Here is a 13,346-nt window from a genome sequence, read left to right on the forward strand (position 1 = left end):
CTACTACTCTTTGCCAAAAACCAGGAAATGCTGAATATTTAAAAACTGACCATTCTTTACCAGTTCAAAACCATTGGCTGTAAGTTCCTTTTCAACCTGATCTACCGTCATTTTGTGCAGGGGCTTGATGGCTACCTCAGGATCTTCTCCCCGGTATTCAATAAGCAATAACTTTCCATCGGGTTTCAGGGACTCACGGATGCTTTGCAGCATTTCTCGGGGAAATTCCAGCTCGTGGTAAACATCCACCATGATGATCAGGTCCATTTCATTGGCAGGCAGATTGGGTGATTTTTCTGACCCCATAAGGGGCACCACCTGATCAAAATTGAGATTGGCTGCCTTTTCCTGTATATAGTCCAGGGCATCCTGTTGAATTTCTACAGCATATATTTTTCCTTCCGGAACTTTTTCGGCGATCCTGAAGGTATAGTAGCCAGATCCCGCTCCAATGTCGGCTACGACGCTATTCTTTTTAATGGGTAAATTGGCTATGGCCAGCTCTGTATTCTCTTCTTCAGACCTTCCCGGTCGCTCCAACCAGGCCATCCCGTGAAATCCCATGATTTGAGATATTTCCCTGCCCATATAAAATTTCCCAATACCATCTCTACTGGCATTGGAATAGGTATAGTTTGTTTCTTCCTGGGCGTGACCTGGTTTGCAGCCCATCTGGAAACATAAAAGTATGATGACGATAACGCGTTGTTGAAAGAAGTTCATGCTTTTTAAACGATAAAAGGCTTCCCTTGTTTGTCTTTTTGGAAATCGGTGCCGAAAACCAATGCCTTTTTTGGCTTATTTTTTTACACCGATCATCCCGACTTGGTAAAGATAATTTAATTTCAGCTTCTTTGGCCAGTGCCTCCTAGCCATTCTGGGGTACCAGGGCTCGCAAACTTTTCCAAATTTTGATTATATTTATAAAAATCACAGCCGATATGAAAGCTCAAGTCTATATAGTGTTCTTTTCAGGGATGATGTTTTTTTCAGTTTTCCAGTTGCAAGGGCAAACCATTGAAGATGGCAAGGCCATTATTGACCTGGTAGCCCGGTACGCTGAAGCAAGAGATAAGGCAGATACTGTTTTGCTAAAATCAATAATTACCGAGGATATGGACCAGCTCGTCTCTTCCGGAGAATGGCGCTACGGTATGGACGCTGCGGTAAAGGGCATGATTGGCAGCTCTCAGGACAATCCCGGAGAACGGATTCTAAAAGTGGAACGGGTCAGGTATTTGTCCGAGCAAACAGGTCTGGCAGATGCCCGCTATACCATAAAAAATGAAGACGGTTCGGAACGAAAAATGTGGAGTACTTTTGTAGCCGTCAAAAAAGGTAAAAACTGGAAAATTGCTGCCATCAGGAACATGCTGCCGGCTGGAAATTGAATATCCGGTACGGATATTTATCTGATCATAAACACCATACCGGATTCGGAATAACTTAGGGAAAGATATTATCCTTTCACTTCATGGACTACCTGAATGGCTTTTTCGGCCATTTGCTGAATTTTGGGGTAGTCCTTTTCCTGAAGCAGGCTTTTGCTGACCAACTTACTACCCATACCTACAGCGCATACGCCAGCCTTAAACCAGGATTCAATGTTGTCCCTGTCCAGAGATACCCCACCGGTAGGCATAAACAGCAGGTTGGGGAATAGTGCCTTGATGGCAGACATAAATCCAGGGCCCAGCATATCGCCTGGAAAGAGCTTGATCATTTTGGCTCCCATATTTTCCGCTTTGATAATCTCAGAGGGTGTCATGCAACCGGGAATCCAAAGCATGTCATGCTGATCGGCTATTTCCGCCACTTCCTCTACCAAACCCGGACAAATGATGAAATCTGCCCCGGCAGCAATGTAGGTACTGGCCATTTCCTTGTTTTTGATGGTTCCAATGCCCAATAGCAAATCCTTCATTTCTGCATTTCTGAGGGCAACCATTTTCTTGAAGTTATGCAAGGCGGCCTCACCCCGGTTGGTATATTCTACCATTCGGATCCCCGCTGCATAAAGGGCCTTTAACACTTCCAGGCTTACGGTTTCATCTTTATCAAAATACAAGGGAAGAATCCCCTGTTCCGGTATTTTTTTTAAAATTGATGCTTTGTCACTCATTTCGATAGGGGTTTTGTAAAAGTACAGTAAATTGATTGTACCCATTCAACGTTAAATGGAACTGAGGTTCAGTTCATTTAAAGCTTGTTATAATTTAACTTTGACTACCATTTTTTTGATTTCGCCTTCTCCGATCATGGGTGAATGTACATCTTCAGGGAATAACACCACAAACTGACCGGGTTGCATGCCAAAATACATTTCCGGGGCTTCGGCATAGAAAGAAACATCTTTTTCAGGATTGTATGCTCCCTTCACCGCTTTGCAGGAGGCTCTTGGTTTCCAGCCTATGCTTTCTTCTCCCGAAATCAATACCTGAATGTCGATGTGCCGGTCATGGCACTCAAACTTTTCATTGGACTCTTCAGCCGATTTGGCTGCTTTGGTAAATACGGCTGCAGTCAGGGAATCTCCTTCAATTTCATATTTCCCATCTGCCATGCCTTCCAGATTTTGTGCATTGATATAGGCAAAGGCCCTTTCAAAAAGGGGATGCACACAATGGTATTTTTGGCTATTTGCCAGGGTATCCAGTATCATAAAGCTTACAATTAACGCTGTACCCGACCACTGGCATCACCACCCATCAGCACCTTGACTTCAGCCAGGGTAGCATGGTTCATGTCACCTGGAATGGTATGCTTCAAGGCTGAGGCTGCAACAGCAAATTCACAGGCATCCTTCATGGCCATTTTTTCTACCAAACCATAAATAAAACCACTGGCGAAAGAATCCCCACCGCCTACGCGATCCACGATTCGCACATCGTACTTTTTGGAGTGGTAAAATTCGTTGCCATCATACACCAGGGCACTCCAGCCATTGTCCGAAGCACTGTAACTTTCCCTAAGGGTAGAGGCGATGTATTTGAAGCCGAATTTCTCCTTCATTTGCTTGAACACGTCCTTGTATCCCTCCAGGTTCAGCTCCCCTTTGGTAACATCCGTTTCATTGCTTTTAAAACCAAGGGTGGTTTCGGCATCTTCTTCGTTGCCTATGCATACATCCACGTATTGACAGAGCCTTGTCATTACTTCTTTTGCCTTTTCCTTGCTCCACAATTTCTTGCGGTAATTCAGGTCAATGCTGGTAGTTACACCTTTGGCTTTGGCTGCTTTTAGGGCTGCTTCGGTCAAAGCTGCTGCTTTATCGCTCAAGGCAGGGGTAATCCCTGTGGTATGGAACCAAACCGCTCCATCGAAAATTTTGTCAAAATCAAAATCAGCAATCTCCGCTTCTGCTATGGAAGCGTCAGCCCTGTCATATACTACTTGAGAAGCCCTCATGGAGGCCCCGGTTTCCAAAAAGTAAATGCCTAGTCTTTTTCCTCCTTTGGCAATGAATTGGGTATCCACACCATACCTTCTCAAATGATTGATGGCAGATTGGCCAATAGGGTTGTCCGGTACTTTGGTTACAAAGGTTCCTTCCAGCCCGTAATTACACAGAGCTCCAGCTACATTTGCCTCGCCACCGCCGTAAGTAATGTCAAAAGTGTCAGTTTGAACAAAACGTTTAAAGTCAGGGGTTGAGAGACGAAGCATTACTTCACCAAGGGTTACGACTTTTTTGGACATGATTTTTTGAACTGTTTAATTATTAATTGAAATAATGATTTGAAAGCTTATTTGGTTAGCTTTTCGAAAGCAATTATGCTACAAAAGCCCTTTTCAAGACAAGACTACTGCTTTATTTTCTAAAAACCAAATAAGATCCCTGGTTCAGAAAGTATTTGATTCGTTATCAATCAGATAGGCTTTGGCTACCTATTGCCTGCCATTTTAAATGGGTTGGCTACCGGAAAATCATTCGGCCCAAAGGTTAAAAAAACAGTAGCAGGATCATGGTTCGGATACAAAATCCTGATTCAATTATTGGAATTGATTTAGTCCTGATGGCTTCCTCGGTATCTTTTTTGCATCCCCTGAAGAAAATTACGCATGATCTGGTCCTTACAAAGGCGGTATTGGTTTTGCTCCGGTTTCCTGAAAAAGGCACTCAATTCATGTTTGCTGATTTTTCGACCGGCCAGGTCCAATATCTCCAACATGTCTTCATCATTCAGCTGCAAGGCTATTTTTAGCTTTCTCAAAATGATGTTATTGGTTAGCCGGCTCTCTGGTACGGGCGGGGCACCTTCTTTTTTACCCCTTTTATAATTGATCAGACCATTTAAAAAAACAGCCAGCTTGAAATCATTGAGCGGATGAAAGGCTTCATCGTCATTTTTTTTCAGCCAATCGCTGACTTCAGCACGGGTAACTTCCAGGTTGCCTAGAGCAAAAATACGCATCATCTGATCGTCACCGAAGTCAAAAGTATACCGCAGGCTACGTAAGATATCGTTGTTGTGCATGGGACATAAAGGTAGGAAAAGTGATTAATTTGTTCTACAAAAGTCTGCTTAACTTTATAACTTACCCGGTAAATAGTCGATCAGGAAGAAATATCAAGTTCCTATCGATCGGGCCTCAGGATAAAAAACTAGCCAAGTCCGGTTACCAGAACTAACTAATGGAGATAAGGAAACGGATAGCAGTATCACCTGTTTATTTGGTGAATAAAAATAATACCTTCAGGTGATGAAAAACGAAACGTTTACGCTAATCACCGGCGCCAGCATGGGCATAGGGAAGGCCTTTGCTTTTACCTGCGCCAAAAGAGGCATGAACCTACTGTTGGTAGCCCTTCCAGATGCGCTTTTGGAAGAAGTACAACGTGAGCTTCAAACCTTGTATCCAATAAAGGTGATGGTTTATGGCACCGATCTCACTGCCGAAGGAGCTGTATTGAAATTGGCGGATTTTTGCAAGGAGAAGCAGCTTGGAATAAACATGCTGATCAACAATGCCGGAATGGGGGCAGGGGGGAGGTTTGAAAATATTCCCCTGGATAAATACCTGCAGATTGTAAACCTGAACAACAAGGTTTTGGTATTGATGTGCCATTATTTCCTTCCGGTCCTGATTCAGCATGAACATGCCTATATGTTGAATATGAGCAGCATGGAAGCTACCCTGCCGCTGCCCTACAAAGCCGTGTATACCGGTTCCAAAAATTTCGTATATGCTTTCTCCCTGGCATTGAGGGAAGAGCAAAGGCATGGCCCCTTAACGGTTTCGGTCGTATGTCCGGGTCCGGTCATGACCAATCCTGATGCCTTAAAACGCATGGATGCCCATGGCAACCGGGCCAAATGGGTGCTTTGCCGTCCGGAAGAGGTAGCTGAGTATGGGCTTGATGGATTACTGAAGGGGAAAAATATCCTCATCCCTGGCAAAGTCAATTGGTTTCTCGTAAAACTGATGAAATTATGCCCGACAGGATTAAAAATGAGGCTTTTGGAAAGGCTTTTTCGGGTATATAGTACGCATTAGCATTATTGGGGGAAATAGGTTTTTATCCCACACATGTCCATACTCAAATCCCAGAGTCGGGCTGCTCCCACAGGCGAATCAGCCAGAGAGGAGGCACTTTTGATTTTGCAGTTGTCCCAATATTTTCCCGATATTCCTTTTACTTCTTCCGCACTGGCAAGGTAAACACTGGTTGCTGCCCCTTTTTCTGGAGACTTGCCGACCAGCCTTCTGATTTTCCACATCAGGCCATGAAAAGAAAAGGTATGCTTGAGGCCAATATCTGTTTTGACCAATCCAGGCTGCACAGCATGGATAGACAGTTTATTGTCTGTTTTTCTTTTTTCGAATTCATAAGTAAAAAGTACGTTGGCCAGTTTGGATTGGGCATAGGCCCTTAATCCATGGTACTTTTTGCTTAAATTGACATCATCAAAATGAATTTTACCGTGAAAATGAGAATCTGAACTTATATTAATGATTCTCGGGTCTTCCGCTTGCTGCAGGACTGGAAGTAACAAATGGGTAAGCAAAAAAGGGGACAGGTGGTTGATGGCAAATTGCCTTTCAATACCATCTTCGGTAAGGCCGAATTCAGAAAACCATGCCCCTGCATTATTGATCAATACATCAATTTTTGGATACTTTGAGATGATCTCTTTGGCGACCTTCCTCACTTGCTTTTGGGAGGAAAGATCCGCAATGGCCTGGTCAATTTTAGCTTCCGGATAGGTTTTAATGATTTCATTTTTTGCCTTTTCGGCTTTTTCAGCAGATCGGCATAACATGATTACATGAAAACCCTTTATGCACAGCTCTTTGGCGGTTTCATACCCAATTCCTGAATTAGCTCCTGTAACCAGGCAAATTTTTCCCTTCATCATCCAAATTCGATGGTTTGTAGGTAAAAATGAAAATTTTAAAACAGGGGATCAAGAAAAAGACGTATTATAAAATTAAATGATGGGTTATAAAATTGTTTCCTCAAAAATCCCCGGCACATTCAGGCGTTCTCCCATCATTTTGTTTTAGCTTTGCGCTCCCAATGGAGAAAACCAATTATAAGTATACCAAAAATTATTGCGAGGAAAATGTATGGCAATTGTGCAAGCATCCGGATTTCCAATCCCTGGATAAAAAAGTACTGGTCATTTCCAATATAAGTAAAAATTGTCCTTTTTGGGCTCATCACCCCATTCCAGAAAGAAATCCGGTTTGGTGGGATTACCATGTGGTCCTTATGGCAAGGGAGAACGGCCGGTGGAGGGTATACGATTTTGATTCTACCCTTGATTTCCCGTCAGACCTGGGCACCTATTTCAACCAAACATTTCAATCGGAAAATTTGCCTGAGGCCACAGCACCGCTTTTTAAATGCTTTACCGCAAGCCATTTTACCGATTACTTTTTTTCTGACAGGAGCCACATGAAAGATGCTTCCGGAAACTGGATATTCACCCCGCCATCATGGCCAAACATTGAACATGCGCTAGGCAATAAGCTGGAAATGAAAGAGATTTTGGATTTTAGCGAATCGAGCCAACATGAAGTTTTACTGCTGGATGAATTGAAAATTAGCTACCTGTAGCAATCATTTCATCAGGCCTGAAATCCGAAAGGTATTCGTTTTATTCTTTTTGGCTGGCCTTTAATTCTTCTTTTGCCTGTTGAATGTGGGGATACAGGTCATACGTTGGATAAAACTCTGTGGAGAATGCCCCCCAGACGCTTTTTTCAACCGCTATATTGAGATTGCGGAGTTCACTGGCAGGGATTCTAAGCGTTACTACCTGCCCGATACCCATCATGACGTACCAATTGACGACTTTGGCGGAGGGGGGTGGGAAATCTTCCAAAAAACCATTTTTATCCCTGATTTCCTTAAGCTCTTCGATATTTTTATCCTGATGGTGTTTCATAAAGATGGTAATCATCAGGCTATCCGATTGGGTTTCTCCTTCGGGGCTTTGTCCGAAAGATAATACTGCGAGTGAAAGGAGGGTAAGGGTAATTAAAAGTGCTTTCATGATAAAGAATAATTAAGTTGATAAATGTAATTTATGTCCCTGAAATTCAATCCATAAGAACCGTTTTTCTTTTGATCGTTGCAATGATGGATTGAAAACCATAAGGAATCCTTTGATATTCGTTGTCAGGTTTCTTTTCAAACCGGTTCCTTTATGAGTGATCATCAATCTTGATCAATAGGGGTATTTTAATCCCATTTAATTTTTTAGGGGTTTATGGAGATCTGCTTCCAGCAACCGAAAAGCTGCTTCAAAATCAATGTACGCTTCCAGGTCCTTTAAAGAAAGCACCTGGTATCCTTCCTTACTCAGAAAGTCCAGGTACCGGGCAAATCGTTCCGGTGAGGTGTTTACCCAGGGATGTTCCAGGTCTGGGACCCCATGAATGGTTAAAATGACTACCTTTCCATTTTTGGCTTTTTTCAACGCATCGAAAATCATTGCTTCATTCGTATCATCTGTAGCCCAGCTGGGTAGGAGGTAGGGATGATCGGCCAAGGGATCGTAAACCCGGCTTCCCCCGGCCCGTGCAATCCGGTAGTTTTTCTCCTTCAGCACCGCCAACACCGTTTCACTCATGCTGTACCCGGGATAGGCAAAGCTGATAGGCTGCTGCATGGCCAGGGAATCCATTTTTTCTTCAATGTATTCGATTTGTTGCCGGATCTCTTCCTTGGGAAGGTTTCCTACCCCTGCATGCGTATGGGTATGATTGGCGACTTCAAATCCCATCCGGTCCAGGGCCTGCATCTGCCGCCAGTTCATGTACTTGCTGCTGTCCGCATGGTTGGGCGGAAATTCGCAGACAAAAAAGGTGGCGCCAAAGCCTTTTTCCTTCAGCAGCGGCGCTACGTGGGAATAATGACTGGCGGGTGCATCGTCAAATGTCAATACTACCGTTTTATCCGGAATAGGTTTCCTGAGGATTTGTGCCTCGATTAATCCTGGTGTAAACCAGACCAAACTGATCAGAAAAATCCGGTAGGCCCATTTTTCTGCCACAGGCACTTGCTTCCGGAATGAGTGACTGCATCGCAACCACTTTCTGCCTGCTACCTTTTTATCGCGCATATAATCGGAGGTTCTTCATCGCCCAGGGCTGATCCCCGGATTCCTTGAGGACCAGTCGAACCTGCGAAACCGGCGTATTATCCTCCCAACGGATACCATTCATTCCTTTTTCTCCGGTACCGTTAGCCACTTCTATCCATTCCTTCCCTTCGGCCGATACTTCCACGGCATAGCTACCCGGAAATTGCTCCTCCCCGGAATCAAACTGGATTTCTGCCAGCTTTTGGGCTTGGGGAAGCACTACCTGAAACCACATGTCCGGCTTTTGTGCTTCTTCTGTTTTCCAGCCCTTGAAGCCAAAAGCATATCCCGGATCTCGGGTAGAACCCACTCCCTGCAAGGCGGTACTGCTGGCACTTACCTGCCAGTTGTCCTGCGGAAACAGTTGCTTGGGAATTTCCGCCACCAAAGCATCATGGGAATAATTGCTATCCCGTTCCCGGGTGGCTTCCCTGATTTGTGCTACGTATTCCGGACTGATGAAACTTCCCTGATTGCCAAAATCATTGCGGATGTAGGAAACTACCGATGCTATCCATTCATCTGTGTTTTCGCCCATGGCAATCATGACTCCTTCGTATTCCTTTCCTTCAATAGCCCCGGTTAGCCCGTGCAACAGGGTTTTGACGGCATATTCGGGGTGGCCCTGAATACGTGGGGATCCCGAAAAACCGGGAGCAATGAGTTCACCGCCAGCTCCACCGGTAGGCGTTCCCAGGCCTTTTACCCCATGGCAGGTGGCGCAATAGCTGTCAAAAATGGATTTTCCTTCATTAAAAAGGACCCTTTCTACAGCGGTATATTGTGTGGCGGCTCGCTCCCGTGCAGCAGCCATTCTTTCCAGGACCTGCTGTGCTACCGTTTGAACTCCCTTTACCTGTTTGTTGGCCAATGCTTCTTGCATCAGCTTTTCCACCTCTTCGAAATCGAGGACGTAGGCACTTAGCAAGGCCTGAACGGCTACCTGAGGATCCGGATGATCCATCATTTCCTTGTAATCGGCCTCCAAACCCTTATCGCCGAATTTATACAGGCTTTCACCTGCCCGCAAAGCCTGTATCTGTAAATTCGGATTGCCATCCTGCATCCATTCCCGGACCAATTCGGCTTTTAAAGACCCCAATCCTTCCAGGGTCCAAAAGGCATGTATGCGGGCCAGTTCATGCTCATGGTTCCGGACCATTTCTTCCAGCTCTGGTACTACCGAGCGATCCTGTCGCAGGATCAGGAGTTGCTGTGCCTTGTCCCGCCACCAACCATTGGGATGGCTCAGGTGCTGCACCAATTCACTGGCAGACTCCTCAAACATGCGTGGTTTTTCGGTACTTCGGGGGTGGTCTTCATGGGTCAGCCTCCAGATACGGCCATTGCCTATGATGTCGTCCATCTGGTACTGCTGAATTTTTGTGCGCAGGTAGCTGCCTTCCTGGGTCCAGTTACCTTCCTGAATGATGCCCCGGTACATGTCTACGATATACATGGTGCCGTCAGGTGCTGTGGCCATGTCTACCGGCCGGAATAAGGGATCTGTAGATTGAATAAACTCCGTTTCCTGATCCCGGTAAGGGTTTTGAATGTAGGTTAATCCTTCGGACTTGTCGGACCGAACCTGCCGTACAATTCTGGCTACGGGTTCTCCGTAAAAATACTGATTGACCAATCCTTCAGGTAGCCGGTCTCCCCGGAACACATCGTTTCCTGCGGCTCCGGTTACGTTATTAAGTGAGCCATCGGGCTTTGTCTCCCGCATGCCCGGTTCAAAGTCCGCTAATGCGACCAGGCTAAACGGCTCTCGGAAGCCCTCCTGAAACTGCCCTTCCACCCTGAAATTGCCGTATACAATGGGAAAGTTAAAGTTTTGTGGTACCCCTCCGGCACCGTCCTGAAACCAGACTTGTCCGTAATTATCCTGGGTGACGCCCCATTGTCCGTAGGGATTGCCGGTAGGTTCCTGAATGACGCCGTCCGGTGTCCAGCGGATGCGGCGTGAATTGTAAGTGCTGTACATCCAATTGTCCATGGTCCAGGTCAGAAAGCTGGTCTGGTGTTCCACATTGCCGGAACGACCCAAGCCGGTGGCAAAGAGTTCCTTGGTATCGGCCTTGCCGTCATTGTTGGTATCCGTGTATTTGTACACGTGATCCTCGTTGGATTCCATGGTCAAAATGGTATTGGGTCCGAAAGGAACCACAAAACGCGGAAATACCAGACTGTCCAAAAACACGACTCCCGTTTCGTAAATGCCATCATCATCGGTATCCTCCCAGCGGGAAATCCGGCCTGCCGGCATCAATTCTCCGGTAGCGTCAATATCCTGCATGTAGGTTCGGAGCTCCAACACATACATTCTCCCGTTGCCGTCAAATTGGATGGCTGCAGGTTCCTGTATGTGAGGTTCGGCCAAAATCGGTTCCATGTGGAAGCCGGGTTGTAGGCGAAACGTTTTTTGTTCTTCCAGGGCTGACAAGGGGATGACCGGTGCTGCGGGCGTCAGGTCAATGCCCTTCCAGCGGGGGGACTCTATATCTACTCCCTCTGGGATTTCTATTTGTGGGTAGGGAGCTTCTTTTCTTTTGGGGTCCAGGAGTTCTTCAGGAGAGATATCAAACACTGGTTTTTGCAATTCCTGCTGCTGGCAGGCAGCAAGTAGAAAAAGCAGGGAAAAATAGTTCAGGTATTTGCCAATCATGTATGGGTAATGGTTTTGTTCAATGCAATTTTCAATCGATTCGATTGCCGGTAAATAAGCGGTGACCGAAAAGCAAGTACCAAAGTAGGGCATTTTTATAAAAAATTGCTTACCGGAAAAATAATTTTTTTCGGTTTTTCTATCATACTTGTGTATAATGTACTAATTTGAAATGGAAACCAATTTAATTATGGAAATAGACCTGCCACTGACCGGATATGTAATCCCTGTATTTTTTATGCTTTTAGGAACGGCCTGCGGGACCGATTCAGATCATTATTCGATGGATGATTATCCTTCCGTCCCGAAAATGGATGTGCATGTGCATATGGAAACCGATCGCCCATTATTCGTAGAAAAAGCCGAATCCGATGGTTTTCGACTGATCAATGTAGCCCTGGAATATACGGAGGGCTGGAATGATGTGTACCGGAAATTTTCCTACGGCCAGCAGCAGGAAAATGCCCATCCGGAAACGGTGGTAAATGTGACCGCTTTTGCGGTATCTGATTGGGACAGTCCGGATTGGGAGGAAAAGGTGATCCACTGGTTAGACAGTTGCTTTGACCAGGGAGCATTGGGAGTGAAGGTATGGAAAAATATAGGGATGGTTTCCCAGGATACGGCCGGAAACCTGATCCAGATCGATGATGCCCGTTTTGATCGCATCTTTGATCACATTCGGCAACGGGGTAAGACCTTGATGGGGCACCTGGCAGAGCCCAAAAATTGCTGGCTTCCATTAGAGGAAATGACTACCAATAACGATCGGAACTATTATGGCAATCATCCGGAATACCACATGTACCTGCAGCCCGAAATGCCCAGCCATGAGGAGCTGATCGAACGCAGGGACAACATGTTGGGAAAACATCCGGACCTGAAATTTGTCGGTGCCCATATGGGTAGCCTGGAATACGATGTAGACGAGCTGGGCAGGACTTTGGACCGCTTTCCCAACATGGCGGTGGATTTGGCGGCGCGCATGGGGCAGGTGTTCTACCAAACGGCAGAAGACAGGGAAAAGGTGCGGGAATTCTTTATCCGGTACCAGGACCGATTGTTGTATGCCACGGACCTGTCAGATAACGGTAGTCGTACGGAGGAGGCTTTGCATGCTGCCATGGATGCCGCCTGGAAGCGGGATTGGGAATTTTTCGTGAGCGATAACGAGATGGAAAGTGACCTGATCAACGAACCGTTTCAGGGTTTACATTTGCCCAAAGAGGTGGTGGACAAGGTGTTTTATAAGAATGCGATTCATTGGTTTGGGATGGAAGAATAAGTAATTTTCCCCAAAAGTTTATCAATGATTATTCAGTTATTTCTACTTACATAATACCATGCATTAATTAAAAAAGCATCTCAAAAATGAAAGCAATGCTACTCACATTTCTGGCAACAGTGGCAGGAACTGTTGCATGGGCACAGGTAATTCAGGGGGAGATTCCGTCTCACCCCAAAAAAGCCATGGACATGGTGCTCATGCCATTTGGTTTGGATCATTCAATTACAGCCGGCCAGGTAGATAAAAAAGGTGTTTTATCCATTGAATTGGAGGATAAAGATGCCCAGAATGTGCCACAGGACGTTAAATCCATGTTTATGAGTGATTTGTTTTTTAATTTTCACTTCAGGTGTGGCAATGGAGATGATTTTGGGGAATACCGGGATGTACCGGCAGCCCGGATAGATTACGTCAGGCTCCTCCAGAAAGGGCAGTGGGCCGGAACGGTATTTATGGTTTCCGATGAAAATCTCATTCCCTGGCTGGAAGATGAAGCCTATCAACCGGCAGTAAGTGGAACGTTTTGGGAAGTACTTTACCTGGAGGATGACCTGTCTGTTTCAACCAATTGTACATCTTCCAAATTTGTAGACGAAGACACGAATGTGGATGTTACGTATGCGTATCAATTGGAGTTAAAATCTGGGTTTAACTGGGTGGAATACCAGATTGAAGAAGTTTATCAAACAGAAAATGGACAAATGGCCTCGTTTCCTTCCAAGGTAAAAATAACCAACCTGTCGGATGCTTCAAAAATAAAATGGATAGGAAAATATTATTAATAAGACAAATC

Annotated in this window: 14 protein-coding genes; 5 read left to right on the forward strand and 9 right to left on the reverse strand. The window is 45.4% G+C overall.

The window, feature by feature from the left end; translation table 11 throughout:
- Positions 1–3 precede the first annotated feature (3 nt).
- Positions 4–723 (reverse strand): class I SAM-dependent methyltransferase, encoded by a 720-nt coding sequence (locus GL182_RS09700; protein WP_163379458.1) that lies wholly within the window; start codon positions 721–723, stop codon positions 4–6.
- A 218-nt stretch (positions 724–941) separates the two neighbouring features.
- Between GL182_RS09700 and GL182_RS09705 the strand changes: the two genes are divergently transcribed.
- Positions 942–1,391 (forward strand): DUF4440 domain-containing protein, encoded by a 450-nt coding sequence (locus GL182_RS09705; protein ID WP_163379459.1) that lies wholly within the window; start codon positions 942–944, stop codon positions 1,389–1,391.
- Between the two features lie 68 nt (positions 1,392–1,459).
- On the opposite strand, the gene GL182_RS09710 is transcribed toward GL182_RS09705, so the two are convergent.
- The 4 genes from GL182_RS09710 to GL182_RS09725 all read right to left on the reverse strand — a co-directional run bounded on the left by GL182_RS09710 (position 1,460) and on the right by GL182_RS09725 (position 4,478).
- Entirely contained in the window at positions 1,460–2,122 is a 663-nt protein-coding gene (locus GL182_RS09710) for a bifunctional 4-hydroxy-2-oxoglutarate aldolase/2-dehydro-3-deoxy-phosphogluconate aldolase (protein ID WP_163379460.1), read from the reverse strand.
- Between the two features lie 87 nt (positions 2,123–2,209).
- A complete protein-coding gene (locus GL182_RS09715) occupies positions 2,210–2,662 on the reverse strand; it encodes a YhcH/YjgK/YiaL family protein (protein WP_163379461.1) in 453 nt (150 codons plus the stop codon).
- 11 nt (positions 2,663–2,673) lie between these two features.
- On the reverse strand, positions 2,674–3,699 hold the full coding sequence (locus GL182_RS09720) for a sugar kinase (protein WP_163379462.1): 1,026 nt from the start codon (positions 3,697–3,699) through the stop codon (positions 2,674–2,676).
- Positions 3,700–4,007: 308 nt separating this feature from the next.
- On the reverse strand, positions 4,008–4,478 hold the full coding sequence (locus GL182_RS09725; RefSeq protein ID WP_163379463.1) for a DUF1456 family protein: 471 nt from the start codon (positions 4,476–4,478) through the stop codon (positions 4,008–4,010).
- 226 nt (positions 4,479–4,704) lie between these two features.
- On the opposite strand from GL182_RS09725, the gene GL182_RS09730 reads away from it, so the two are divergent.
- Positions 4,705–5,499, forward strand: coding sequence for an SDR family NAD(P)-dependent oxidoreductase (locus tag GL182_RS09730; protein WP_163379464.1), 795 nt, complete (start codon positions 4,705–4,707; stop codon positions 5,497–5,499).
- Between the two features lie 2 nt (positions 5,500–5,501).
- Here GL182_RS09730 and GL182_RS09735 read toward each other — a convergent pair whose 3' ends face one another.
- Complete coding sequence (locus GL182_RS09735; protein ID WP_240469759.1) at positions 5,502–6,362, reverse strand: SDR family oxidoreductase; 861 nt, start codon at positions 6,360–6,362, stop codon at positions 5,502–5,504.
- A 161-nt stretch (positions 6,363–6,523) separates the two neighbouring features.
- Here GL182_RS09735 and GL182_RS09740 point away from each other — a divergent pair, with 161 nt between their 5' ends.
- Positions 6,524–7,066, forward strand: coding sequence for a hypothetical protein (locus GL182_RS09740; protein WP_163379465.1), 543 nt, complete (start codon positions 6,524–6,526; stop codon positions 7,064–7,066).
- A gap of 40 nt (positions 7,067–7,106) precedes the next feature.
- Here the strand turns inward: GL182_RS09740 and GL182_RS09745 are convergent, their stop codons facing one another.
- The 3 genes from GL182_RS09745 to GL182_RS09755 all read right to left on the reverse strand — a co-directional run bounded on the left by GL182_RS09745 (position 7,107) and on the right by GL182_RS09755 (position 11,265).
- Entirely contained in the window at positions 7,107–7,505 is a 399-nt protein-coding gene (locus GL182_RS09745) for a hypothetical protein (protein WP_240469760.1), read from the reverse strand.
- 198 nt (positions 7,506–7,703) lie between these two features.
- Positions 7,704–8,576, reverse strand: coding sequence for a polysaccharide deacetylase family protein (locus GL182_RS09750; protein WP_163379466.1), 873 nt, complete (start codon positions 8,574–8,576; stop codon positions 7,704–7,706).
- Positions 8,566–11,265 (reverse strand): discoidin domain-containing protein, encoded by a 2,700-nt coding sequence (locus GL182_RS09755; protein ID WP_163379467.1) that lies wholly within the window; start codon positions 11,263–11,265, stop codon positions 8,566–8,568. The genes GL182_RS09750 and GL182_RS09755 overlap by 11 nt, the downstream gene beginning before the upstream one ends.
- 172 nt (positions 11,266–11,437) lie before the next feature.
- Here GL182_RS09755 and GL182_RS09760 point away from each other — a divergent pair, with 172 nt between their 5' ends.
- Positions 11,438–12,550, forward strand: a complete 1,113-nt coding sequence (locus GL182_RS09760; RefSeq protein ID WP_240469761.1) for an amidohydrolase family protein — start codon at positions 11,438–11,440, stop codon at positions 12,548–12,550.
- Between the two features lie 86 nt (positions 12,551–12,636).
- On the forward strand, positions 12,637–13,335 hold the full coding sequence (locus tag GL182_RS09765; protein WP_163379469.1) for a hypothetical protein: 699 nt from the start codon (positions 12,637–12,639) through the stop codon (positions 13,333–13,335).
- Positions 13,336–13,346: the final 11 nt, after the last annotated feature.

This window comes from Cyclobacterium sp. SYSU L10401 (assembly GCF_010993705.1).
In the GTDB taxonomy this organism is placed as follows: domain Bacteria; phylum Bacteroidota; class Bacteroidia; order Cytophagales; family Cyclobacteriaceae; genus Cyclobacterium.